The sequence below is a fragment of the Janthinobacterium sp. GW822-FHT07A03 genome, assembly GCF_058798815.1.
The window spans coordinates 1-22,881 of sequence record NZ_JBXAKW010000015.1 but is presented as its reverse complement, the minus strand read 5'-3'; the positions used below and the strand labels follow the sequence as shown (position 1 = coordinate 22,881).

The 22,881-nt window shown below is 54.5% G+C and carries 24 protein-coding genes and 3 pseudogenes; 17 read left to right on the top strand and 10 right to left on the bottom strand.

Features of this window, described 5'->3' with window-relative positions; all coding sequences use genetic code 11:
• Positions 1-117: 117 nt before the first annotated feature.
• The 3 genes from AC1RJW_RS28140 to AC1RJW_RS28130 all read right to left on the bottom strand — a co-directional run bounded on the left by AC1RJW_RS28140 (position 118) and on the right by AC1RJW_RS28130 (position 2,303).
• The gene (locus AC1RJW_RS28140) at positions 118-438 is read right to left on the bottom strand and encodes a hypothetical protein (protein ID WP_493047842.1); all 321 of its coding nucleotides are present in this window, start codon (positions 436-438) and stop codon (positions 118-120) included.
• A 102-nt stretch (positions 439-540) separates the two neighbouring features.
• The gene (locus AC1RJW_RS28135; RefSeq protein WP_493047841.1) at positions 541-1,122 is read right to left on the bottom strand and encodes a JAB domain-containing protein; all 582 of its coding nucleotides are present in this window, start codon (positions 1,120-1,122) and stop codon (positions 541-543) included.
• Between the two features lie 575 nt (positions 1,123-1,697).
• The gene (locus tag AC1RJW_RS28130; protein ID WP_493047839.1) at positions 1,698-2,303 is read right to left on the bottom strand and encodes a hypothetical protein; all 606 of its coding nucleotides are present in this window, start codon (positions 2,301-2,303) and stop codon (positions 1,698-1,700) included.
• A 1,033-nt stretch (positions 2,304-3,336) separates the two neighbouring features.
• Here AC1RJW_RS28130 and AC1RJW_RS28125 point away from each other — a divergent pair.
• Positions 3,337-4,266, top strand: coding sequence for a hypothetical protein (locus AC1RJW_RS28125; protein ID WP_493047838.1), 930 nt, complete (start codon positions 3,337-3,339; stop codon positions 4,264-4,266).
• Between the two features lie 88 nt (positions 4,267-4,354).
• On the opposite strand, the gene AC1RJW_RS28120 is transcribed toward AC1RJW_RS28125, so the two are convergent.
• Together AC1RJW_RS28120 and AC1RJW_RS28115 are read right to left on the bottom strand one after the other, a co-directional pair.
• A complete protein-coding gene (locus AC1RJW_RS28120; protein ID WP_493047837.1) occupies positions 4,355-4,972 on the bottom strand; it encodes a restriction endonuclease in 618 nt (205 codons plus the stop codon).
• On the bottom strand, positions 4,956-6,032 hold the full coding sequence (locus AC1RJW_RS28115) for an integrase domain-containing protein (protein WP_493047835.1): 1,077 nt from the start codon (positions 6,030-6,032) through the stop codon (positions 4,956-4,958). The genes AC1RJW_RS28120 and AC1RJW_RS28115 overlap by 17 nt, the downstream gene beginning before the upstream one ends.
• 1,276 nt (positions 6,033-7,308) lie before the next feature.
• On the opposite strand from AC1RJW_RS28115, the gene AC1RJW_RS28110 reads away from it, so the two are divergent.
• From AC1RJW_RS28110 to AC1RJW_RS28095, 4 genes are all read left to right on the top strand, one after another.
• Positions 7,309-8,379, top strand: coding sequence for a PRTRC system protein D (locus tag AC1RJW_RS28110; protein WP_493047834.1), 1,071 nt, complete (start codon positions 7,309-7,311; stop codon positions 8,377-8,379).
• Positions 8,376-8,636: a hypothetical protein gene (locus AC1RJW_RS28105; RefSeq protein ID WP_493047833.1), complete on the top strand. Its 261-nt coding sequence runs from the start codon at positions 8,376-8,378 to the stop codon at positions 8,634-8,636. The genes AC1RJW_RS28110 and AC1RJW_RS28105 overlap by 4 nt, the downstream gene beginning before the upstream one ends.
• 216 nt (positions 8,637-8,852) lie before the next feature.
• Positions 8,853-9,161, top strand: coding sequence for an H-NS histone family protein (locus tag AC1RJW_RS28100; protein ID WP_100876957.1), 309 nt, complete (start codon positions 8,853-8,855; stop codon positions 9,159-9,161).
• A 193-nt stretch (positions 9,162-9,354) separates the two neighbouring features.
• Entirely contained in the window at positions 9,355-10,581 is a 1,227-nt protein-coding gene (locus AC1RJW_RS28095; RefSeq protein ID WP_493047832.1) for a hypothetical protein, read from the top strand.
• A 56-nt stretch (positions 10,582-10,637) separates the two neighbouring features.
• Here the strand turns inward: AC1RJW_RS28095 and AC1RJW_RS28090 are convergent.
• Positions 10,638-10,898: pseudogene (locus AC1RJW_RS28090) on the bottom strand (DUF1016 N-terminal domain-containing protein); the annotation flags it as partial.
• Positions 10,899-11,214: 316 nt separating this feature from the next.
• Positions 11,215-11,541 carry a hypothetical protein gene (locus AC1RJW_RS28085; protein WP_493047831.1) on the bottom strand — a complete coding sequence of 109 codons (327 nt, stop codon included), beginning with the start codon at positions 11,539-11,541 and terminating at the stop codon, positions 11,215-11,217.
• A gap of 37 nt (positions 11,542-11,578) precedes the next feature.
• Here AC1RJW_RS28085 and AC1RJW_RS28080 point away from each other — a divergent pair, with 37 nt between their 5' ends.
• The 12 genes and pseudogenes from AC1RJW_RS28080 to AC1RJW_RS28025 form a co-directional block, all read left to right on the top strand.
• Positions 11,579-11,773 carry a tape measure protein gene (locus tag AC1RJW_RS28080; protein ID WP_493047830.1) on the top strand — a complete coding sequence of 65 codons (195 nt, stop codon included), beginning with the start codon at positions 11,579-11,581 and terminating at the stop codon, positions 11,771-11,773.
• A gap of 535 nt (positions 11,774-12,308) precedes the next feature.
• The gene (locus AC1RJW_RS28075; protein ID WP_493047829.1) at positions 12,309-12,689 is read left to right on the top strand and encodes a hypothetical protein; all 381 of its coding nucleotides are present in this window, start codon (positions 12,309-12,311) and stop codon (positions 12,687-12,689) included.
• A gap of 505 nt (positions 12,690-13,194) precedes the next feature.
• On the top strand, positions 13,195-13,668 hold the full coding sequence (locus AC1RJW_RS28070; RefSeq protein WP_493047828.1) for a GvpU-like protein: 474 nt from the start codon (positions 13,195-13,197) through the stop codon (positions 13,666-13,668).
• A gap of 189 nt (positions 13,669-13,857) precedes the next feature.
• A complete protein-coding gene (locus AC1RJW_RS28065; protein ID WP_493047827.1) occupies positions 13,858-14,019 on the top strand; it encodes a hypothetical protein in 162 nt (53 codons plus the stop codon).
• A gap of 2 nt (positions 14,020-14,021) precedes the next feature.
• Positions 14,022-14,168 (top strand): hypothetical protein, encoded by a 147-nt coding sequence (locus AC1RJW_RS28060; RefSeq protein WP_493047826.1) that lies wholly within the window; start codon positions 14,022-14,024, stop codon positions 14,166-14,168.
• Position 14,169: 1 nt separating this feature from the next.
• Entirely contained in the window at positions 14,170-14,361 is a 192-nt protein-coding gene (locus tag AC1RJW_RS28055) for a hypothetical protein (protein ID WP_493047825.1), read from the top strand.
• Between the two features lie 11 nt (positions 14,362-14,372).
• Positions 14,373-14,798: a hypothetical protein gene (locus AC1RJW_RS28050; protein ID WP_493047824.1), complete on the top strand. Its 426-nt coding sequence runs from the start codon at positions 14,373-14,375 to the stop codon at positions 14,796-14,798.
• Between the two features lie 44 nt (positions 14,799-14,842).
• Complete coding sequence (locus AC1RJW_RS28045; RefSeq protein ID WP_493047823.1) at positions 14,843-15,208, top strand: HNH endonuclease signature motif containing protein; 366 nt, start codon at positions 14,843-14,845, stop codon at positions 15,206-15,208.
• 191 nt (positions 15,209-15,399) lie between these two features.
• Complete coding sequence (locus tag AC1RJW_RS28040) at positions 15,400-15,873, top strand: terminase small subunit (RefSeq protein WP_493047822.1); 474 nt, start codon at positions 15,400-15,402, stop codon at positions 15,871-15,873.
• A 134-nt stretch (positions 15,874-16,007) separates the two neighbouring features.
• Positions 16,008-16,478, top strand: coding sequence for a terminase large subunit domain-containing protein (locus AC1RJW_RS28035; protein WP_493047821.1), 471 nt, complete (start codon positions 16,008-16,010; stop codon positions 16,476-16,478).
• Positions 16,400-16,615: pseudogene (locus AC1RJW_RS28030) on the top strand (phage portal protein); the annotation flags it as partial. The gene AC1RJW_RS28035 and the pseudogene AC1RJW_RS28030, both read left to right, overlap by 79 nt.
• A gap of 52 nt (positions 16,616-16,667) precedes the next feature.
• A pseudogene (locus tag AC1RJW_RS28025) lies at positions 16,668-16,761 on the top strand (IS6 family transposase); the annotation flags it as partial.
• A gap of 315 nt (positions 16,762-17,076) precedes the next feature.
• On the opposite strand, the gene AC1RJW_RS28020 reads toward AC1RJW_RS28025, so the two are convergent.
• The 3 genes from AC1RJW_RS28020 to AC1RJW_RS28010 form a co-directional block, all read right to left on the bottom strand.
• Complete coding sequence (locus tag AC1RJW_RS28020) at positions 17,077-18,885, bottom strand: site-specific integrase (protein WP_493047820.1); 1,809 nt, start codon at positions 18,883-18,885, stop codon at positions 17,077-17,079.
• 1,230 nt (positions 18,886-20,115) lie between these two features.
• The gene (locus AC1RJW_RS28015; protein ID WP_493047819.1) at positions 20,116-20,523 is read right to left on the bottom strand and encodes a hypothetical protein; all 408 of its coding nucleotides are present in this window, start codon (positions 20,521-20,523) and stop codon (positions 20,116-20,118) included.
• 3 nt (positions 20,524-20,526) lie between these two features.
• Positions 20,527-22,881, bottom strand: a 2,355-nt coding sequence (locus AC1RJW_RS28010) for an RHS repeat domain-containing protein (RefSeq protein WP_493047818.1), incomplete at its 5' end; no start/stop codon positions are given.

The following is a 22,881-nucleotide window of genomic DNA, read 5'->3' as shown; positions in this document are numbered from 1 at the left end:
AGGCAGTCCAGGTCAGGCTGGATGCCGGCAAGACACCGGCGTGAAGTAGTCATCCAGTTATCAGATCATGTGCCAGATGGCGTTTGTTGTTCTTCCAAAAGATAACTGGAATTGCCGTCATGAGTTCTGCATTCTGCGTTCGGGGCCGGGAAACTGGCCGCTATCTGCTTGCAGCTGAACTCTATGAGGGCTGGTATCCATGGCCATGCATTCACGCAGCCATCGCGCAAAATGGTGGCCATCCCGCCAGGCATGACATAGTTCGGGTGCGCCGAGCAACATGAGCGGCGGCTGCATGTGGCCACGTACCGCATCGACCATGCCATCAGCTTCGGCATGAGCGGACGCAGCATCCATTGCCTGGCGTGTTGTGGTTGAGTTGAACAGCCGGTTAGTCTGGGCCAGGACATAGCTGACCCGTGTGAAAAAGCTACGCATGGTTTTCTCCGTTGAAAAGATGAGAATCGAGGCGTGAATGTCGATCAGTGGCAGGATCTTGGGTATTGCGATCCAGAATGCACTTCGCCGCACCTCGCCCTCCTACAACAGACCGTTCTCAGCAAACGAAAAAAAATCGACGGAGCCGACAATGACATGGTCGAGCACCTCAATATCGATCAGGGCCATTGCTCTGCGAAGCGCTCGCGTCAAGTTGACATCCGCTTCACTTGGATCGGGGCAGCCCGATGGATGATTGTGTGCAAAAAGAATGAAGCAGGCGTTGTGGCGGAGTGCTGATTTGACCAGTTCGCGCGGATAGACGTTTGTGGTTGTTAAGGTGCCTACTGACAGGTCCTCGGTATCGATCAGACGCATCTTGACATCCAGATAGAGAGCCAGGAAGATCTCCCGCTCAACGCCGCAGTAGCGGATGGTGAGCCATTCACGCACCGTTTTTGGCGACGTCAAACTCCAGGTACGTTTCAATGGTTCAGCCAGATCTCGGAGGAGAATTTCCCGTGCGAGATCTAATTTGCGCCGCACTTTTTGATCATATGCAGGTGCCTCCAGGCAATTTGGCATCGAAGTGGCATCAGTTCTTGCTGTGTTTCTTCGGTTTTTTGGCGCATCGACGAGCTCGCGGGCGAGTTCTTCGCGCGACATGAGATGTAGAGAGGTCATGACGTTCTCCCAAAATGGTTAAAGAAAGGGAAAACGGTGTCCCACTTGGGAACGGTTTTCCCGACAGGGTATAGGTATTGCGGGCAAAAAGTGGACTAACTTTGACGCGCCAGAACAGGCCGACGCGTACGCAGGATGGATCCTATGGATGAACATAGGCGGCCTCAATCCACTCAGCTTGGCTCTTTGAAGAAGACCAGCCAAAAGTACTTCCAATGACTACGGAAGCTTGAATAGCGGTCCGACCGTATCTATGATGAGCAGCATGCTTCCGTATGGCGCTTCTTTGCCAGCGGCCGTCACGTTGCGCGCATATGCATGGAGGATCGGGATTCTTATGTTGAGACTGGGAAACTCTATTCGATTGACGTCGAGAGACATCGAACGCTTGACACATCTGACTCTGATTGAGCCAGAGGGGGTGAAAAGCATCGACGATCTCGACGTCTATGTCGAACGCTGCAAACAATATTACTGGGGCACATCACCCGACTCGCGGAAATTTCATCGGCTGATCGACGATACCGTCGCGTCCATCTGCAAGTCTGGCTAATTCGTCCCATCTATATGACCAGCTATTTGCCAGCTGGGTGATTACTGGTCGCCTTGGCGTCTTCCGGAGACCTGGCACCATTCGTTCCTGTTGGCTTGGCAGGTTGCCCTTTTCGCGCCACATCGCGCAGGCGTTCGGCTGCAGGTTCAGTGATACGCTGCTGTGCGCATGCAACCAGGGCGCTGCCGATGAGCCCGACAAAATGTCGCGTCAGACTGTACGCCGTGGTAAATGGCACGGTGAACAGCATGCGCCCGCAGAAACGCAGGGCAACCGCAAGATGTTCCGCACGCAGCTGACGTTGCTTATGCAGGCGAATCGATCGTTTCGCTTGAAGATACAGACCGAGATGGTCTGATCTGATCTCGCCATTGCTGTCGAGTAAACGGAGTACCTCGGCCGCCACGATTGGATCGCCGATGTTCCGGTAAAAGCTGATCCATGCCCGCTGCTCGCATTCTTCCAATGCTGTCATTTTCCGTTTGGCAGGGCGATGCGGATAAGTCGAGGTAGGACGACGTACCGTTTTTGACTGTTCATCATATGGCAACTGCCAAGTATCACGCCCCGACGGTTGGTCATCGCGATCGCTTTGTTGGGTATTGCCACGGTATGCTTTGTTGGACATGATGTTCCCCTTAATGAAAAATGGGAACGGCAGGTCCCAGGCGGGAACCGCAACGTTCCCGCAAAAAAAACATGAAGTCAGGACACCGAGCGGCGCCATTGTTGCGACCCTACCGGGGGCGCCATACAAGGAATCGCCTGTTTCTCCGATTCACTGCGATAGAACCTGCTGTCGCAGATGTTTCCAAGCCACAGGCGATAGCGGTAGTGCTGGCGTCCAGCAAGAGACAGGCGGTGCTAGGTTGCAGCCATGGACTTTTCCTGCACTTACCACCGACAAGCAGACAATGAAAAGAGCTAGAAGAAAAGAGAAGTGGTGTGGACATGAGAAGCCTCCAGAAATACATGGAGACAGGCGTGCCCTATATCGGGAACGCTGATCCCCGATTGAGCATGAAAACGCAGGTATGTGCGCATACCGCGTGCAGATAAAAGAAGGCCCGGAACTCGAAAGTCGGGCCTTGGATGGCAACGGCATCGCACCGCTACTGTCGTTCTCCAGATGGGAGAACGAAATGCGTACGGAGACAAAACCGTACGTTTGATCTAACGTTGAACAACACGTCGTCGGCGTTAACCGACAGGTATGGTGGCGGGTAACGACCGCTACGCTTGCAAGATAGAGCTATTTTGCAAGATCTTGTGTTGCCAGCGATTGGCGAACACAAGAGCAATGTGAGAACGATTCCCACAAAAAGCATGCTCATTTTAGCCGCACTTGGTGAAACTTCAAGCAGTGCTCCTCTTCTTCCTGCCACGCCTCAACTGGCACAGGTGTTTTTGTTAGGTGTATTGCGATAGGGCGCAGCGGTTTGCTGTGAAGGCTTGATGGCATGCGACATGCACCGGGCTATTTATTTCCTTCAGAGCCGCAGCTGCATTGCTGACGGTATATGCCGGGATTCTGCTCAACCCATTGAAAGCCTTGACTGCATCATCGCTCTTCTACCCGGTAATTGCGCGGGAGGCGACTTGAGACGCCTTTTGACGCTTTTACACTGAACCTCCTACATTTATTTATATCGGAGGCAAACATGTCGAACAACGCATCTTCCTTGATCGCGCTGCATGGTTTACTACGTGCCGGTGCAGCTCCGGCAACTTCATTCCACAATACTGCGCGGGAACCACAGGCTGGCCTAGCCGAACGGCTCTTGTTGGAAGCGGCCAGCGACCGCCATGTTTTGGCGGCCTTGGCCGCGTATGCCGTTTCTTGCGAGGTTGAGGCGCCGTCGCGGTCCGGCGCCATTCGCGACGCGGTCATCGCCCGTATCCTGCAAAACAACTGTCTGGTGACCGTGCCAGATACCGTTATCGGCGGCGAGGTGATGCCGGCATTCCGTGTCGGTGCATTTCTTTGTGGGGAGGGGGCATTCAAAACCATTCAGATTGACCCGTGGACAGCTCCCTGGACGTCGATTTCGTTCTCGGACGCGAAACGGATCAGTGCCGAGTGTGGCATGGCGCTGCTGACAGAGCGGCAGGCATTGGCCATCGCTTGCAACATCATGCGCCAGCCCATCAACTGGACTGGCGGCGCAGTGGGACATGGCAGGCTGTATCAAGGGCTGCACAAGGGGACGTGCGAGGGCCCCCAGCCAGGTATTCACCGCTCAACGTGTCTGTTTGAACGCCGCTGGCATGTCCTCTCCAACGGTGAAGTGATCCATGACGTATCTGGAAATGCCTATACATGGATTTTCGACGACGTGCAGGGCGATGCGGATGGCATTATTGCTGGGCCATTCCCCATGCACTCACCCACGGTGGATCGCAGTGAGGAATGGCCGTATCAGAGCGGAGCTGGCGACGGCCCATCCGCTGGAGAAGATTATAGTGGCGAGGCCTTGATCCGGGGCGGCCACTGGTTTTCGGGGGATGTTGCTGGTATCTTTCATCTGCGCGCGCATGAGGTGGATCGCGTTGAGCCAGAAATTGGCTTCCGCATCACCGTTTCAGGTTGAAATGGACAATGAGATCGCCGCGTATAGGCATCTGGCGGCGATCCATTTCTTTACATTCGGAACTGCTTACTTCGGTTTTAGAGGGCCGTTATTGCCATAGACGACCCAGTTGGCGCTGTAACAGAAGTTCCAGTAGCCGTTCACCACTGATCAGAGTGAGCCGGCTATTCCCCAGGTGCTGGTAAAGCGCCGCGCCGCTGCGTCCCGAGTGGACGAACAGGCCGGCGGGATACCGATACGTTGCCACCAACTCAGCGAATTGCCGCACATGGTCGGCTGACACATGCTGGCGATACCGCTTTACCTGTACCGCGCACCATCCATGGCGCGGATGCCATGCCTTGCCATCGATGCCGTCATCGCCGGTGTAGCGCACATTGCGCCAGACAAACAGGCCGCAGTCTTCCAGTGCTGTTAGCACCATTTCCTCGAATATCAGCGGATCTACCTTGCGCAGGAAGGCGAAGCATCTGGAGTTCAGATACGGGCCCTCCCAGGAGCGCAGCTGCCACAGCACTGCGCGGGATTTGGCAATGTTGTCGCGGTGACCTGGCCTGTGGCGTAGGCGCCAGGCATTGATATAGCGCGATGCAAGGCGGCAGGCAATGGACCGCAGGGACATACGACGCAGCTTTTCACCGGACGTACGCGACTGATCAAGCCGCGGAATAGGGCGGTGATTTCTATCATCACGGGACAAGGTCACAATCCGCCTCCTGTACTGTTTTGTGCTGAATCGGGGAGCCGAGATAGGCATTGCTGATCTGTGGGCGGTTGTGCCCTAGTTGCAATGCCACCTGATGGTAGAGCGCGCTTATTGCTTCCGTGTCCAGACACAGTTGCCCGGCGCGCACCGGTGCCTGGCAGTCGGCAATGTCAAAGAAGAGATCCCCCGCGAATTCGTGGCGCAGTCCATGCGGAGTGACGCCGAGGTCGGTTTTAGTCAAGCCAGCCTTGCGCACGACGTTGGAAAACAGGTCGAGCGACTGTTTCAGTGTCAAATCCGGGTGCCCGATATGCGAGTGCCGGAAGCGGGCGAGGCGACAGGCTTCGCTCAACGCCCTGCGCTGTGCATCGTTGCGTACTGCCGCGAAACGCAAGCGGCCTCCCTTGGTGCCGCGTTTGATGCGCAGGAAACTAATGTAGCGGTCAGTACCTTGCTGCGGGTAGCCGGCCGGCAATGCGTAGGCTGGTACTTCGGCGGTGTGCGGGCAGAACATCACCGCTTCCTTGCGCCGCAGTCCGAATGCTAGCAGCATGCGCAGCTGCGTACCGACCCTGTCGTCCATGGCAGTCACAGTATCGATGACCTTGTCCACCTCGACGCCATTCCCGGTCCAGCTCTTGTCGTTGTCTGCGCTGTAGTGCCGAGTCACCAGGTGCAGATCATGGACATATTGCTGGGCACCCTGAACTAATCCGGGTTTGCCGATCCAACGTGCAAACACCCGCAGAAAACTCATTTGCTGCTGGATGTAGGCGGGGCTGAACGGCTGGCGCCTCGTCGCCACCACCCCTTGCCGCGGGGATCCGATGGCCTTTCCCGTCCAATACAGCATGAGTGCGCAGAGGTGTTTGCTGCTCAGGTTATCCGGCGTCGGCTTGAATCCTAAGGCACGCAGGGTGGTGAATGTGCGTTCCAGGCCCATCTTGCGCGCTTGCATGGTGTTGTGAGACACCACTTTGTTGCGATACGCATGCTTGCCGTTATGTTTCAGCAAAATCATGTCGAGTTGGGTTTTCCAGTCGCTGTTGTTCGTCATCATCAATCTCCTTGTTCTGACACCCTCAACGCACGGCCGCATGCCATCTGGCGCGCATGGATCAAACCGTTTTGTGCGCCAGTCTTTCTGCTCCTTTGATGCAGCGTCATGAAGTTGTGCTGTCTCCTTGAGACAATGTGTCGACGTGGCGCTGTCAGTGCCACGTCGCATGCTTGGCCACTTCCCAGGCACGGCGACACGCGGCCAATGTGCGTTCGTCATGCGGGCGAGGAGGTGCCGGCAATGCGTGTGCCCTGGGCGCACTGCTTGTTTGGATAGGGTCTATCGCGCGAGCGAATGGTCTCTTAAAAATGCGCATGCCGAAGACGGGTGGATTTCGCCTTGCCCGACTACCCCCGCCTCAAGGGCGGGCAGTGCCACGCACAGTGCGTAGCAAAGGCTGCCTGGTTGACTGCCAGGCCCAACTATTGAATGTCAAGGAGTCCATCTCCCACGCCGATATCCAAGGTCCTACCACCGGACCTTCTGGCGCTACGTGCATACCGATATGCTCGAAGCCTCACGGGCAACGGCGGCATGTCGACATCCGAGGATGGTCGCACGAGGGGAAACGTGTAATGAAGAAGTGCTGAGATGGCAGTCATGCCGGCACGCCCCAGATCATGTCTGTGGGCTATCTGCATGCATCGCGTTCAGCAGGCGATCATGCTCCTGACGGCTCACGGCGGTACAGGAATGATGGGTTACGGACATCGATCTCGCGGATCGGATACAGAGAACTTTGGGCCATGGTTCCATGGCGCCTTCATAAGGGACTGGAGATCCAGTCGACAGTGGCAGGTCACGACTGCGACGGTGGTTTCGCTCACGGGCGCTGCATTGAGACCGCGATGGTCATGGAAGCAGGTCCAGACAGTGCTCCCAGATTAGGCGGCGCCAAAATCGAAGTCAAGGGGATTTTTTACCGTGAAAAATTGTAATTGAACCCCAATTTAAATTGTAAGGCCCCAAAAAACGTTTTTTTCACTTGAGAAGTGAACGGAGAGTGATACCTCTGATTGTAAATTGTATTGACGAATGTCGATGCGGAGCTCGGCATATTGGGTGGAAAACGTTTCCACAACGAGTGGAGAACAGATGGAGAGCGGTTCTTAAGGTCAAAATGAGCGCTGCCTCGGTGCGAAAACCATTCCAGTCGCATTGCAAATGCGATGGAGACGCGGCAAATTGAAAAGGGGCGCATAAAACGCGTTCTGTTTGTCCCCATTGCATGCTATCTGGCAGTACATTTTTGAAATGAGGTCGGCAGGAGAGGATCATGAATCCAGTGGTACGGGCGGTCGATGTGGGGCGTGGGAACACGAAGTTTATTGTCGGCATCAAAGGGGATGGGACCCTGCAATGTGACATGTTTCCTTCACAGGCGGCGCCATCCGAGTCATTGCGTGACCAGGATGCCTGGGGCGCAAAGCGCAAGACGACGACGGTGCCTATTGATGGCTTGTTTTACGAAGTTGGTCCCGATGTCCATTTGGCAGCAGATGTTTTCTCAGCGAATATGCTGCAAAACGATCACTACTGCCTTACACCTGAATATATGGCGTTATTGCTGGGGGCTGTGCATTACATGCAACTCGAGCATATCGATCTTCTCGTCGTCGGTCTTCCGGTCGCCACCTTCAAGCAGCGGCGCTGGGTTGCTGCATTGGAAAAAAAGGTGCAGGGAGAGCATCAGCTAGGGAACGGCAAGCGGGTCACTATCGCGCGAGTCAAGGCAGTGGCGCAGCCGACTGGCGCTCTCATGTATTACGGACTTGCGTACAACCGGGTCGCCGAGTTACGCAAGGAGCGCAGTCTCATTGTCGATCCTGGCCGGCGTACCTTTGATTGGATTGTCTCTCACGGGATGCAGCAAGTGGAAAAGCGCAGCCATTCAGTCAACCGTGGCATGTTCGACGTGTTGCAGTCGATTGCCGATGGCATTGGTCGGACTACTGCATCACAATACCGAGACTACGATGTGATTGACCGGGCGCTACGGGAAGGCAAGAAGCCGGTGATATTTCAGTCCGACTACGATATTGCGCCCCATTTGGCCATGGCGCTCAAGATACCGGAGCAAGCTGTCGCCGAAATGACGCGCTATGTCGGAGATGCCGCCGATCTCAAAAATATCATTTTGGTTGGCGGTGCCGCGTTCTTTTACAGGAAGGCGCTCAAGGCAGCTTTTCCGAGACATATGATCACCGAGCTGAAAGATCCGATCTTTGCCAATGTCAAAGGCTTTCAGTATGCTGGAACCGCATTTTCCAAAACATGCCATGCTGGTGTCGTACCGGAGTCGGAGAACTCAGACGCGCTGCACGGGTCACCCCGGAGTGCTCCATGAGCGAGGCAATACGCATGAGTTTTGTCCTGATGAGCGAGGATATTCCAGCACTCTTCGATGATCTTCAGCGCTTTCCGAAAGGCACGAGGAGAATTAACCGGCTGCGCATTCTCGCGTATGCCGGATTGATGGCGATGGACGCACAATCGCGCCATCCAGAGTCTGAACGGCTACTTTCTGCGGCAGCGCCCAATGCAGCGGCTGGCGATCCGCTAGGTGACGCATCACTGGAGTTTTTCGGGCCGCCGCTGCGATAGGCAGTCTGGAGTGAATTTGGTCAATTGTCTTCACGTCTGATTTGTCGTGATGCTACCACCTACGTTGTGTACGGGAAAACTAGCGATGGCCAGGATTGGCGACACAAACTAGGTGCAGTCTTTGGATTTTTTGAAAAAATTTGCAACTGAACGGATGAAGGGGGAGGAAAATGTGTTAATTTCCCAGTCATTCAAACGTTTTAATAGGTGAATTCGATGAATCTGGAAAATCTGAGCATTGCGGAATTGCGTGCGTTACAGGACGATATCAAAAAGCAGTTGAAGGTCCGCGAGCAAAAGGATCTGGATGAAGCACGGGCAAAAATTCTGCAAATTGCGCAGAGCCTTGGAAAATCGGTCAAAGAGTTGGTCGGTGACGGTGTTCGGGTAAAAACCCAAACGGTTGCAGTAAAGTATCGTAATCCGAACGATGCCTCGCAACAGTGGAGTGGCCGCGGCCGTCAGCCGAAATGGGTTAAAGACTGGGTTGATTCGGGTAAGGCTCTGGATCAAGCAAAGGTGTAACCCTTCCACGGTAGATGATCCAGTTCAGCTACCGTGGAAAATGATTGGCCGCCGATGGTGCTTCGTGTGGGGCTGGTGCTCGGAGCTTGGTAAGTTGAGTCAATTGGTCGGCTTTGATTTTTTGCAGAATTCCCATGTTCGCTTGCCGATCTTGATCGACTAGCCGCCGCTAGACGCAGCCCGTGGAGGTGAGATGGCCTGGCAACACCAGACGATAGCAAGGCAAACGCTTTTTGATCAGGTCTGGACGGAGCCGATGACCAAAGTCGCCAAGTTCTACGCCCTGTCGGATGTCGCCTTGCGGAAAATCTGCGTAACATTGGATATTCCTTTGCCACCGCATGGATACTGGATAAAGGTAGTTAAAGGGGCGACGCTCAACAAGCCGACGCTGCATGCCACGAGCGTGGCCCCGACATATACGCGATCCAAGTACCTGTCTCATGTGGATGAGGAAATAGAAGAGCGGTTCGCTCAAGCAAGGCATGATAGCCCGCAGCCTCTATTGGCGGACCTTCCTGCGTATTGTCCCACGCGAGATCATCAATCCTTTCAGCCAGAAACCAAGCTGGTCGTACGAGCGATGAAGGGTATTGACGTTGAAAAAGGGGTTCGTAATTCTTCAGGCGCAACCTGGGCAGATATTTCGGTGTCCGACGGTTTAGTCGAGCGGTCGCTGCATCTGGTTGATCGATTCGCCTATGCATTAAGATGTATCGGTGCCCAGTTCGACAATTCACACCCTCCACTTCCTTCCCTTCCTCGTGGCATGCGGCGGGACACAAGCCTCAAGCGGAACTGTTTCGTCATTCGCAACCAGCCGTTCTTTGTCCGCATCCGTGAGCGTATAACGCAAGAGCTCGTTCCACCTCCTCAACCTAAAGCTCGCCCGGGCCGGCCGCGATTAGCGCAATTGCGGTCAACATGGGAATACCGCCCACCTGAATATCGTTATATTTCGACCGGGAAGCTCCATGTGGGGATCTTCAATGTCAACGGATATTTCGAGTGTTACAAAATGGAAGACACTCCTAGCGCGAAGATTGAGAACAAGGTTCAGAAGGCGGTACTCTGGATTGAGAACGACACGCTTCGGCGTCATGTGCGGGCCACCGTGTACGAAGACCGGGCACGTGAGCAGCGCGCCAAGGTCGCAGCTTGGGAGCAGCGAAAGGCGAACAAAGAACAGCTACTTGCGAAATTGGCGACCTTTGAGAGCATGTCCAAGGACCTCGATCGTGCGGAATCGCTTCGCCGGCTCCGGGATCGGATTTTGGCCCAACCAGGAATGTCAGCTGAGCTCACTGGAAGCATCGAGCAGCTGACGCTAATGGCTGATTGGCTTGATCCCCTCGTCAAAGCAGCCTGGCCAGAGGTCGATGATGTAGGTGACAAACATCCTGACAGCGGCCTCTGGTAGCCAGGAGAATTGGAAGTTAGAGCTAAGCCAAGTGCTGTAATACCGGACCTAAGCTGGCGATCGAGTACGCGTGCGTTGCAGTTTTGCTCTGTAGCTTCCTTCATGTGCCAATGGCGCGCCACATCATTTTCTACCCGCCGCAAGGTGCGATAGTGGGGCCAGTTCAATTCGCGACGCAGTGCGTCGCGAATTGGGAACGCCAGATAAAAACCGCGTATATGGCGCAAGTTGGTCGGATCCAAGCCTTTTCCAAACCCTGCCGACCAGGATTCCGCCAGCGTATGCAAAAGCCGCTTGGCATAGACCGCGCGTGCCTGCTCATCTTGTTCAAATTCGCAACGGCTTTAGTAAATATGGGTGCTAGGGGAGAAACTGGATCTCTCGAAAATCCGCCAAGCCCCAACTTCATCCGCGAGTTTTCAGACGTTATGAGTAAGGCACGCAAAAAATCTCATTCATGTTTGACAGTATCTTACACAAAATATGGGCATAGGTACTCATTTCGTGGTGATGAGTAACTTTATTGCAATGCAGGATAATCTGACAAGATATTCAATGTAACCGTGTACAGGAACGGTTCTGGACTCCACAGTGAAATGCTTTCTAGGCCGGCCTGCTGCTATCAAACCTGATTTAGTTGATGGGGTCAACCTGGGTAACTGTACAGAATCCCGACACATTGCCGCTGGTGTATACCATCACGCGGCGATTGCCGCTTGCAATGGACATTAAGGTGACGGCGATGAGCGTCTTGTTTGCTTCGAGAATGAACATCCAGGTGGCGCCGGCACAATTGTCGGGCGATGCTGAGGTGGCGGGATTAAAGCGTATCAGCAAGCCGCCGGCGACGGCGGAGTGGTCCCATATCTCGCCCTCTTGCCATGTTGGGCCGGCATGTGCCGACGTCAGCGACAGGGAACTGCAGAGGAAAACGGTGGAAAGCAAGAATTTGCGCAGCATAGTGTCCTTTAAATCAGTGTTTGTTTGAAATGATTTTATGTATTTGCAGCTGTCGCAGGCATTCGCGTCGGGCACGCTGCGTGGCGAGGAATTCAACGCTGTGAACGAGGCGGCGCCGCGCCTGATGAAGGCACTGGCCGACGGCATGGGCCTGCCAGTGGGCGCGCTCAAGGCCATGGCTGGCGAGGGACAGATCACTTCCAGCATCATGGCCAGGCCACCGACGCGATGATCGACAGTATGGCGCGCATCCACATCTGGGCGATATATAAGCTGTGCAGCCAGGCCACACCATGGCGGTTCCCGAACGCAGTATTTGCAGACGTTGCAATGGCCGCGCGCGCCGAGCTGACCCAGCGCCTTAAAAATAATGCGTGTACTGCTGTTCTGTTCTGTTCTGATATGATTCGTGCATAGGCGGTTTTCGCACGCCTAAATAAAAGCCCGCCTCTTCAATGACGCGGGCTTTTTGCTTTTAAGAGTTGGCATAAGCCTTACGACTTTGTCGTCGGAGAAATAGATTGGCTTGTACTGGAATCTGTCGAGCTGATATGGCTATACTTGGCAGAAGGCGCGCGCGTTTACCATCCTTGTTCTTCATCGACTGCGGCGCGGCGAACGGCAGCCGATGAATTAATCAGTGTTTCCCTAGAGGAAAGTTCTTGTATGGACAGTGCTTGCATAAAACGCTAAACTAAATTTTCTCATACGCAACATTCGATATGCCGATTGTTTGTGGAAAAATGTGAGTATTTCCCATATAAATAATGACGATATCTTTTAGTGTTTTAAAAGCGAAAAGCCTGTTGATTTCCGCTGTGCTCATTAGTTGCTGCCTTCCGGCACAGGCGGCTGAAATTCATGTTGAAAATGTCACTATCAGCAAGATACGCAGTGTCGGAGACTTCTCTGCTCCTATGTTTGCCAATGCCATTGAAATCTGGTTCGTGGCACCGGTTAATCTGCCTGCGGGCATGGGATGCCCGGCGCTGGCCTATCGCGTGGCGGTGGATGCCAAGCATAAACATTTGATTGCCGCCGTTTATCTCGCATTTTCCATGGGTAAGAAAATCAATATCAACTTTGACGACCGGCTGCCGATACGCGGCGATATGTGCGAAGCGTCTTATGTGGATGTTGTGAATTAAGTCATTTTTCCAAGACGAGAGGGCGATGGCTTTCCCCGTTCTTTCAGATGAAGAAAACGGGTGAAACGGGGATTGTTTTCGGGGGAAGGGCGATAGATGCCCGGCGCTGGTTGGCAGTTTTTATTCCAGCCGCATTCATGCTCGATGCCAAAGCAAGGATGACAGCTCTTGCATGAGCCGGCAGAGGCAATTTGGACTTGCTCTGAAGAAAAGTTTATGCCGGCGTGATTGCCAGAATCAGCGGCGCCGGCCTGCCACCCTGCACTGGCCGTGTCGAAGTCCACGGCTTACGACCAGAAGGCGCGAATCCACAAGGGGCTGAAAAAGCTAGATGGCGCGGTTCAGCGCGCGGCGGCCGGGCGTCTGAATGATATGTGCGCCTGGGCGGCGGATGAGAGGCATGCGTCTACTCAGCCAGCTGTGGCTTGAACGATAAAGCCCATACTTCCCGAAGCGCGCCTCGTGCCTGTATTATTGACACACGACATCTTTCTTTTGACGGGCTATGGGACCAGTGCTAATAAATCACTCAACCACAAATATCCATCAGGATGGGGGTGTCGGCTATGACCCGCTGTTGCAAGGGTTGGTGAGAGAACTTAATGCTACCTGCAGCCAGGGAATCCCTATTACGCTCCAGATCGAAGCAATGCTGGTATCGGGCGTGATTATCAACGCTCACGAGTATTACCTTCAATTTGCCGAACACCACATATTTTCTCTGGGCCTGGTGGACGCAAAGTCGGAAGAGGTGCGGAAGTATTATGTGGATATGGCTCAGAGTCTGTACCCAAGGGCTGATGATAGAAAAGGTCTGGAGAAACAGCAGATGCCGGCGATGATTCATTTGGCCGATGTAAGGCTATACACATTGCAGGGGGGGCCTATCACCTCGGGCATGCGGCTTTGGCGCGGGAAGATTGAAGCGGTTAGTGGATTTCTACTGGGGCGAGTTGAAGAGCCGGTGCCGGTAAGGTGAAATAGCTTGCGCCGGCATAAAGTGTCCGGTATGGTTAATTTTTATATACACGTGAGAACTGCGCCAAGCAGTTTATCACAATGAAAGGCCCGCCAAAATGCGGGCTTTTTGCATTCCAAGTCTCTGCCTGTGCTGGGCTTTAGCGGCTGACCGCATCGTGCGGTAGCGGCCTTTTTATTTGAGGTTCACATGTTCGGTCTACTGAAATCTTTGGGCAGCCTCGCTGCCGATGTTGTGCAGGTTGTCGCTGCACCTGTTGAGATGGTTGTCGACGTCGCGGCGGCCGCGGTCAATCGTGTCGCTGAGGTGGCAAAGGAACTGGTCGCCGACGTCAAGAGCCTGAAGGATTGAGCATGTTCGATTTCGACTTCCGCCGGATGTTCATCACCATCGCCCTGCTGGGGGCGGTAATCGGTGGCACCACTATTGCACTCTTGCTGCTGGCCTGGCCATGGCTGTGGGCGTTGGTCAAGCCGACGCTGCACGCCTGGACCGTGTGATATGAGCCCACGCCACTACCGAGACATGATTATCCGCGCCAGCCAAGCCGGCGACATGCGCCGTATCGACCAGCTGGCCACGCAGTTGGGCAAAGCTGAAGAGGCGCGCCGGCTGCTGCAGGCGCTTACCCACTGTCCAGCCTGCGCCGCCAGCGCGGCCGCGGGGCTGATGCCTGACGCCACCACCGCATGAAAGGATCGACCATGCACCAGAACGACTTCCACACTGGCATCGAGTTTGCGCGTGCAGCAGTCAAGCACTTCAACCTGCCGGCCAACACCTTGGCGGCCATGACGATGATTACTGGAACCGATGAAGTGTTTGGCTTGGCGATCAATATCGCACTGACCGCAGACGATCTGGCAGGCATCGCCGACCACATGGACGGACGTACGCCGCCAGCAGTCGCGGCCCACGCGGTGGAAGAGTTGAGCATCAATGCTTGGGCCAACGAGCGCGACACGCTTCTGCAAGGCATGTCGTTCGATGCCTGGCTGTGTCACCACGCAGGCGTTGCACATGCCGCCGAGGCCATCGGTTTTGACGCCTGGATGCGCGAAAGAGCCGAGTGCGCGCATCAAGCAATGATGCGACACGCCCGCCGCGGCGGTCAACCTTACGGCTATTGATGGGACGGCTAACCTTGCTTAAGCCGCGCTTGCAGCAGCAGGCCATGAGCCGCGCGCCTGGGATGCAGCCAGGCTCATGGCGCACCGATCAAACGAGCAGCACCAAGCGCGGCTACGGCTACGCCTGGCAGAAGGCCCGCGCCGGCTATTTGCGCCGCTATCCGCTGTGCGTGTACTGTCTGCGTGATCCGGCCTATGCGGCCATCCGTGACATGGCGCCCAGCACGGCCATTTTGCGCTGTGCTGAGTTGGGCTTGGCTGCGCCGATGGCCTCCGTAGTCGACCACATCGAGCCGCATCGTGGCGACCAGGTGCTGTTCTGGAACAAGGCCAATTGGCAGTCGCTGTGCGGTACCCACCACAGCGCAGATAAGCAGCGTGAAGAGGCGGCCCATCGGCGTGGCGAATAGATGGCACTAAAGCAACATCGTGCAATGCTTCCAAAAAAGAAATGTTACTATTTTTGCAAAATAACAACATGCATCAAAAGAAATATTTCAAAAAAGCAACATCAGGGGGAGGGGGGCGAAAAGTTCCCGACCCCTCGCCGACCTAGACCGCGTCCTCTCCCACGCGCAGATTTTATTTCCCTTTGGAGTAAATGTTAATGGCCTTAACAGGCAAAAAGCGGCGATTCGCCGATGCCGTTTTAGCCGGCCTCTCCAATAGAGATGCGGCTATTGCGGCGGGGTACAGCGCCGCCACTGCGTCGGCGGCAGGGTCGCGGCTTGTTAAAGACGTGGACGTTAAAAAATGCCTGGAGGCGGGCAGGGCGGCGGTCGACGTCAAGCTGGAGCCACAGCCGCATGGTGGTGCGCTCAAGCGGTCGAAGGTGGCGCCTGTCGAACAGCCGGTCACGGATATGTTGAGCTTGCTGCAGGACATTGCCTTGGGGCGTATCGATGCGACCACCACCCAAGTGAGGGCCGCGATCGCGGCTGTGCAGTACACGCACAAAAAGAAGGGCGATGCGGGGAAGAAAGAAGAGAAGTTGGCGGATGCACAGAAAGCTGCTGGCGGCCGCTTCGGTGTGCCGCCAGCGCCGCCGCGCCTGGTGGCCAGTGGTGGTAAATGACACCGTATCCGGAGTGGAGCACGGCATGACCCGACTGGGAAGCTCGCATTGTTGCCGGTCAGCCGCTCACGCCATGCCCACCGCTATATCCTGACCAGGCTGCCGCTGCGTGGGCGATTTTTTCGGAACTGCGCATGGTGGACGCGCCCGGCAGCCCGAAGATGGGCGAGGTGGTCAAGCCTTGGGTACGGGAGTTCGTTGAGGCCATCTTCGGTGCGTACAACCCGGAGACCGGACGGCGGCTGATCAACGAGTTCATGCTCCTGATCAGCAAAAAGAACGGCAAGTCGACCATTGCCGCGGCAATCATGCTGACCGCGCTGCTGATGAACTGGCGTCTGGAGGGTGAGTACATCGTCCTGGCGCCAACGAAGGAGATTGCGGACAACAGTTACAAGCCGATGGCGGCGATGATCAAGGCTGATGACGATCTGGCCGTAATACTGAAGGTCCAAGATCACATTCGCACCATCACCCACCTGACGACCAACGCCACTCTCAAAGTCGTGGCAGCCGACGGCGAGACGGTAAGGATGGCCGCCAGATCACTCTACCAGCAGAAGAAGTGTTCCACCTGCGTGACTTGTCCGAAGACGGCGTGGTAGGGCTATCCCGCGTGCGTTTGGCGCATGAGGCCATCGGGATCGCGCAGCAGGCAGAGAAGGCCGCCGCGCGGTTGTTCAAGAACGGCGTGATGGCCGGCGGCGCGCTGTCGGCCCCTGCCGCGCTCAGCGAAACCGCCTTCGGCCGCCTGAAAGACTCGATTAACGAGAAGACCGGGGCCGAAAACGCCGGCAAGTCTCTCGCATCAATCGACGCGGCAACGAGAACGGCAGATGCGCCGCTTCAAGTCATCTGGCCAAGCTCAGCGCTTTTTGTCGGCGCATGGCCCGATCAACAATGCTTTCCGATGCCAGCGCAACCGCTTGACAGCAAAGCAGTACAGGTGCGTCCGTACGCAGGCATTTTTTATATGGAATGAGATCACAGACGTAGCAAAAAACGCCTAATCCGTGACACCGTGTTACCCGACCAACGGCAATTTCGCTTGGAACTCTACAACTCGTCGCCCCGCATCAGCAAGTTGACAATACCCCATTTCTGTCAAAGCATAAAACTTGCTGCAGGGCATGAGAGGACGCTGTGTTTGCAGGCAATCTTTTCGATGCGCAGCAAAAAACGGACCACCCAACGACTACTCTTTCAACGCTTCCGCGCCTTGTTTTTCTCGTGCTGCTGTAGAAAATACTTCGCGGCCTCTTCAGCCGTCCGTTTTTCCTTGGCACGCACGTAAATGGATGTGGTAGCCGCACTCACATGTCCTAGCACTCCCTGCACCACATCCTGTGGCATGCCACTTGCTACCGCCAGTGTGCCAAACGTATGGCGGAATGCGTGTGGAGTGGTAGTTGCTAACTGCGCAATGTCTTCAGGCTGGATCCCCAGTTCAAGAAGAGTGTGTTGAAGTCGATCAATGGAAGAGGTAATTAACCGGTATAGCCCATCGCTGGTATAGCCATTGCCCACTTGGTCCTCGTGGCGCGCGATCGCTGCTGCATGGCGTGGAATGACCAACGGTGCCAGGAGCGCCCTATCTTTGACTATTGGATGACTGCTCGAATCAACGGGCGGGCGGTCGAAGTCGAGACCGCGATCCTGCCAGTGTGCGCGCAGTGCGTTGAGGGTACGCTCGCTTACCGGTACCTCTCTTTTTTTGTTTCGCTTGCCGAGTACGCGTAGCGTTGAGACAGTTGATGCCCACTGGCTCGGTTTGAGATCTGCGCGCCGACTACCAGCGGCCTCTTCGCGTCGTAGCCCAGAGTCGCCGCACAAGAGAATGGCGGCAAGCGCTGCCCGGTCTTGTGCATTCTCGACGGTCCCGGCGCGTTGCGACAATTGATCAATGAGTAGATCCCACAGTTCATCATCGAGGGCTTTTTCGACCTGGATGGCGTGGACTTCTTCTGTGACCGCCGGATCGACGACGGCCACCCAGGGATTGCCTCCCAAATAGCGTACGCGGACGAGGTAGTCGAACGCGGCTCGCAGAATAATTACCGCCTGTTTTTGTGTCTTGGCGGTCATCGGCTCCGGGGTAAAGGGGCGCCATTGCTCCGTAAAGCGTGCCGCTTTCTTACCGATGAAGGCTGGGGAGGGGTCAATCAGGAAATCCTTGTAGGCGTTGCAGTCATCAACCAGCAAGGACGACATCGGCTTGCGTCTGATCATGATGGCCCATAACAAGAAGCGCTCAAGTTCCTTGCGATAGGCACGCAAAGTATGTGTCCTGCCTTCGAAACGCGCAAGGTAGGACTCGATGGCCTGCAAGTCGTCATCTGCCTGGATAAAACAGAATTTGTGATTGCGATTGATACCGGCCGAGCCGTCGAATGCACTCGAGAGACTGAAGTGTCCCAGCGGTGCTAACCGGTATGTTTGCAGGGGATCGAGCAGAAAGGCTGGGGCAGGGGGCCGGCCGGCCGGCGCAGGAGCTGGTAGTTCGCCTAGCGTATCCTTGTTACTCTGCAGCCACGCAATGATGACGCTGGCGCGTTTGGCTCCGATACGGGGAATCGATCTCCACCAGCCGGGACCCCTGAGCCGGATCAGGCTAATCAGGTCGGCAACCAGGACAATGCCTTCATCGTGCAATACTGCGGCGGTCTTTGGCCGCAGCCATTGGGAAACCGCTTGTCCGGGCTGCGGCACCGCTGGCGCTAACGCTGCGGCTGATACTAGGCGATCCAATGAGAGGGATATTGCATCGCATTCCAAGGATCCTGTCAGTAGCTTGGCCAGTTCGGGATCCGTTATTAAGGCACGGTCGGCTAAGTCGTCGCGCATGGCATCGAGGAATCGCTCAAGGCCATGCCGCACCTGCGGGCTGTCGCTACTGTAGTAAAGTTCCGCAATCCGGGCCAGCGGCATTTTCAGCAGTTGTGCTCGTAACGCGGTGTAGTCTGCCCGGGTGTAGCTGATTGCTGCCGTGACGACATGCGTGTTCTGTGCCATGAAGGTAGTTCCGTAAGATCGATGGAAATATGGTGTTGCCAAGCATATCGACTTACCTAGGATCGATCGTGCATGGCGGTGCAACACGGTGCTGGATCATCGTGGCTGGACTGGTAGATTGGCACGGCGGGAGGCCGGCCAAGGCACATGGATGGATCAAGGATATCCGCAGTTTGTTGTCGATTTCATGCGAATTTTAGCATAAACGCTTGCCTGATAATAACAATTATCAGGCAATATTTACGTTGAAAGGAATAGCGGTCACCTCCGAAATGTTGCCTTTTTGGCAGTATTTCGCTGCCGTACCTGCATAGCGACGCAGCCTGTTCGGCACGATCAGCCACACCGCTCGCGGCAAGCGTGATCCCATGTCGCAGTTGGAGCGCAGCATCGAGCGCATCAGCGAGCTGCCCAAGCAGAAACAGCGCTTTGTGATGGAGATGCTGGAAACGGTGCTGGCCCAGGCCAACGCCTAGCGTCTTTCCTTAGCCGCTAAAAATTGAAGCCGTACCCATCACCCGCGCCATCGGCAGCGGGTTGGGGACGGCTTTTTTTTCATAAATAGATATTGGAAAGCAAGCGCCGCGACGTGTATGACAGTTTTGACGGATATTCCCTCGCAAGATCAGGCGCTTACGCAACGGAGTCATACAACGGCGGCAGCTTGTCATACACGCGAAGCTAGGATTCATGCGGGTTTCGAGCACATTTGTAATGTGCGTATGGTGTGGCGCTTGTGGGACGGCCTTTTTGCCACGATTTCCAGCCAAAAACCAGTAATCGAAGACCACAGAAAAGGCCAAAGAGCGTATCCAGCTCATCGGGATTAAAAGCGCCTTGGCAAATTGCAGCAGAATTTCACCTTGTTGCAGAGAATTTCATCGAATTCCAAATAGTTACAAAGGATTGCAGAAAATTTTACTTAATCGCAGAAAATTTCAAACCATTTCAGGAAATTTCACCATGTCGGATATGCCACCACCCCCGACATCGTATCGTTTGATGCCATGCGCTAGTTTGGACACGCTGTATTACAAGTTGGGGCGAAAGCCTATCCTGCATTGAAGATTTTGGCCGACAAGGGTATTAAAAATACCAAGGGCACGGCGAGCCAAGTTGCACCTGGAAATGAAGAAGCCACTTAATCCGATACCCTAGATTGAGTGGCCCATCATGGATCACGAATTGAACGCAAGTCGTCGCATGCTTACCGACGCATTGGCCATATGTTTAAACAGCTGACTGCGCATATTCAAAAAGCCGCATTCGCTCGCTTGCAACATCTAAGCGATCGAACTCGCGAGCAAACTCTTCAACTGTCGGACCGACATCGTGCCTATACTTCCACATCGCTTTAGTAACGACCAATTGCAGAAAGCTAAGGCCACGTAACAAATCGTTGCATTGTTCGTAAGTTCTCCCATCCATAGCTCTAAGCAAAGTCAAATACAACAGCTCCACCGTTGTCCGACAGTCGCCCTCAAAAAGAGATGCGTACATTTCCGGCTCGTTCCTCTCGTCATCCATAGTAGCCGCAACACCATTGCTGCCTCCAAGGAGCTCTTCTAGGCACGCGATTTTCGCCTCGCCACCATTAAGGAATAATTTATAGATTTGCAAAAAAATTTGATTGCACATATTTTATTTCTTGAGAGGTTGCAAATGCCAGACCTCTTTCGTTGTGGGGTTATAGACCATTTCATACGCTTCGTTTACGTAGCGACTGAATCCATTCATGCGATCTGGCGTAACACTTTTCGCCGTCTTCAGCACTTCTTCCGCCTGCAAAAATGGAGCACCTCTACCTGTGGACCAAAGTTTTTCATAGTAATACTTTGAGAACTTGAAAGCTGATTCTTCTGCCTGATAAAACCCATTCACCAGCTTGATTTCACGACCAGCCAAAGATGCCACTTCCTCAGCATTTAAAAGCTTTGAAAGCCAAGAAGTAATCGTCCCAATTTTCCCGAGTGATCCAGCTACAAGACCGCCAGCGCCGAAAGGTGCAGCTGCATTGTCCAGTGCCTCCAACGGGTTATCAAGGTTGTACTTTAAGTAGTTTCTTTGCTGTTTTAGCTCACCTTTAATTGCCTCGCCCGTTCTTTCAAGCAAACTTTTCTCGCTATTACCACTGTTTGCCGAAACAAAAACTTGGATCATCCCTTCGGCTCCAACAGTACTCACCTCAGAACCATTAGTATTCGACGTAAATTGATTGGATACGCTCCCGCTACCACCATTAGTGAAAAATCCGCCAACTTCACTGAAGAAACGCACTAGTCCGCTATACAGATCATCAACGACGTCACTACTACGATGATCTTTATCATTGAATCCGTCCAGATCCACATAAGCCAGCGGATTATTGCGTGCATATGAATAACGATTATACGACTGCAGGTCTTCCGGATGCGGCACACCCGGATCGGCACTCATAAAACGCGCTACCAGCGGATCATAGACCCGGCCATTCATATGCACCAGGCCAAGCGTATCGAGATGCGCATGGTTGGTAAAGCCACGCTTGGTGTTCACGCCAGCCAAGGTATCCTGCTGATCCTGGTTACCCGCAGCGAAGCGACGCTTGCCCGAGGCTTCGTAGGCGAAGCGTTCAATCACCGTGCCGGCATCGTCACTGATGGCCACCACCGAGCCCAGATAGTCGCGATGGAAATACTGCGTCGTACTCTGCCCGCCGACGGTTTTTACCACCGCGACCACCACGTCATTGGCGCTGATAAACTGGCGGTGCTCTACCTCGCCATTGCTTTTGATATCCTTTTCATACAGCAGGTTGCCGCTACCGCCACCGTTCAGATAGATTGTGGTCAGGCCCGGTGCGATTTCCTTGATACGCTGGTGCTGCGGGCCATACACAAATGTCATGCTGGCTGACGGCGTGGCAATCGTTAGCGGCATATTAAAACTGGTGTACGACACCGTACGTCCTTTTGCTGCAATGGTGGCGCCTGCTGCTGAGGTCTGCAATTCGCCGACCAGATTGCCAGCCACATCATAGGTGTAGTAACGCTTGCCGCCAGCTTCCAGGGTAATAACCGAAACCGCATGCGGCTTGTTACTCGTCTCCAGGTAGCTATAGGTGCCCACACCCGAGCGCTGCTTAATATTGCCAATGCCGTCATAGGCATAGCTTTGTGTCACCAGGCCGGCCGCACCCGAGTTGACGGTTGCCGTGGTCAGGCGGTTCAAGCCATCATACAAAAAGCCTTCTGATAGGTTCTGGTTGCTGTCGCTACGCGACTGCAGATTACCGATCTTGTCAAACTCGTAGACCAGGTTCTGCACGCCTTTGCCTACGCCGGCATACTGTTCCTTGATCATACCATTGGCCTCGTTATAGACCGCATTGCTGACAATCTGGTTGCCATACTGCTGTTCACGCACGCGTAATTCAGCATCCATCTCCTTGGCGCGCCAGTACAGGGCGCCCGTGGCCTTGTTGCGGATTTCTTTCAGAAAGATCAACCCCTGATAGTCATATTCAAGCGTCAGTCCGGTTGGATATGTCCGCGTGGCAATCCTGCCCCATTTATCAAATGTTGTGCTACTGGTATAGAGTGTATCGATGGTGGTACTGCTGCTATACATGCGGCCATAAGCATCGTAACCGGACACGTTCTGGTAGCCGTTGTCGGCAGAGATCTTACACAGCTTGCCAATGCCTTTGGCGCAGTTATCGTAATCCCAGCGCGAAACCATATCCGCTTCCGTGCGTACGCGCAGGCGGTTCAGCACATCATAGCCATGCTCGGTAACGTTTCCCCTGGCATCAGTTTGCTTGAGCAGCCGGCCTAGCACGTCGTAGTCATACAGGGAGCCGCCCGTGTCAGGCTCGTACATCTTGATCTTGCGGCCCAGAACGTCATATGCCATGACATTCATATTGTTTTTGGGATCTGTCGTGAGCCACAGGTTGCCGAAGGCATCATATTGATAGCTGATCGTTTGGCTGAGGTTGTCAGTCACTTGGGCCAG

What these genes read in the sequence shown, in the direction of transcription:
- AC1RJW_RS28140 (WP_493047842.1), bottom strand. Translation starts at nt 438, where the DNA reads ATGCGTAGCTTTTTCACACGGGTCAGCTATGTCCTGGCCCAGACTAAC.
- AC1RJW_RS28135 (WP_493047841.1), bottom strand. Translation starts at nt 1,122, where the DNA reads ATGACCTCTCTACATCTCATGTCGCGCGAAGAACTCGCCCGCGAGCTC.
- AC1RJW_RS28130 (WP_493047839.1), bottom strand. Translation starts at nt 2,303, where the DNA reads ATGTCCAACAAAGCATACCGTGGCAATACCCAACAAAGCGATCGCGAT.
- AC1RJW_RS28125 (WP_493047838.1), top strand. Translation starts at nt 3,337, where the DNA reads ATGTCGAACAACGCATCTTCCTTGATCGCGCTGCATGGTTTACTACGT.
- AC1RJW_RS28115 (WP_493047835.1), bottom strand. Translation starts at nt 6,032, where the DNA reads ATGATGACGAACAACAGCGACTGGAAAACCCAACTCGACATGATTTTG.
- AC1RJW_RS28110 (WP_493047834.1), top strand. Translation starts at nt 7,309, where the DNA reads ATGAATCCAGTGGTACGGGCGGTCGATGTGGGGCGTGGGAACACGAAG.
- AC1RJW_RS28105 (WP_493047833.1), top strand. Translation starts at nt 8,376, where the DNA reads ATGAGCGAGGCAATACGCATGAGTTTTGTCCTGATGAGCGAGGATATT.
- AC1RJW_RS28100 (WP_100876957.1), top strand. Translation starts at nt 8,853, where the DNA reads ATGAATCTGGAAAATCTGAGCATTGCGGAATTGCGTGCGTTACAGGAC.
- AC1RJW_RS28095 (WP_493047832.1), top strand. Translation starts at nt 9,355, where the DNA reads ATGGCCTGGCAACACCAGACGATAGCAAGGCAAACGCTTTTTGATCAG.
- AC1RJW_RS28085 (WP_493047831.1), bottom strand. Translation starts at nt 11,541, where the DNA reads ATGCTGCGCAAATTCTTGCTTTCCACCGTTTTCCTCTGCAGTTCCCTG.
- AC1RJW_RS28080 (WP_493047830.1), top strand. Translation starts at nt 11,579, where the DNA reads ATGTATTTGCAGCTGTCGCAGGCATTCGCGTCGGGCACGCTGCGTGGC.
- AC1RJW_RS28075 (WP_493047829.1), top strand. Translation starts at nt 12,309, where the DNA reads ATGACGATATCTTTTAGTGTTTTAAAAGCGAAAAGCCTGTTGATTTCC.
- AC1RJW_RS28070 (WP_493047828.1), top strand. Translation starts at nt 13,195, where the DNA reads ATGGGACCAGTGCTAATAAATCACTCAACCACAAATATCCATCAGGAT.
- AC1RJW_RS28065 (WP_493047827.1), top strand. Translation starts at nt 13,858, where the DNA reads ATGTTCGGTCTACTGAAATCTTTGGGCAGCCTCGCTGCCGATGTTGTG.
- AC1RJW_RS28060 (WP_493047826.1), top strand. Translation starts at nt 14,022, where the DNA reads ATGTTCGATTTCGACTTCCGCCGGATGTTCATCACCATCGCCCTGCTG.
- AC1RJW_RS28055 (WP_493047825.1), top strand. Translation starts at nt 14,170, where the DNA reads ATGAGCCCACGCCACTACCGAGACATGATTATCCGCGCCAGCCAAGCC.
- AC1RJW_RS28050 (WP_493047824.1), top strand. Translation starts at nt 14,373, where the DNA reads ATGCACCAGAACGACTTCCACACTGGCATCGAGTTTGCGCGTGCAGCA.
- AC1RJW_RS28045 (WP_493047823.1), top strand. Translation starts at nt 14,843, where the DNA reads ATGAGCCGCGCGCCTGGGATGCAGCCAGGCTCATGGCGCACCGATCAA.
- AC1RJW_RS28040 (WP_493047822.1), top strand. Translation starts at nt 15,400, where the DNA reads ATGTTAATGGCCTTAACAGGCAAAAAGCGGCGATTCGCCGATGCCGTT.
- AC1RJW_RS28035 (WP_493047821.1), top strand. Translation starts at nt 16,008, where the DNA reads ATGGTGGACGCGCCCGGCAGCCCGAAGATGGGCGAGGTGGTCAAGCCT.
- AC1RJW_RS28020 (WP_493047820.1), bottom strand. Translation starts at nt 18,885, where the DNA reads ATGGCACAGAACACGCATGTCGTCACGGCAGCAATCAGCTACACCCGG.
- AC1RJW_RS28015 (WP_493047819.1), bottom strand. Translation starts at nt 20,523, where the DNA reads ATGTGCAATCAAATTTTTTTGCAAATCTATAAATTATTCCTTAATGGT.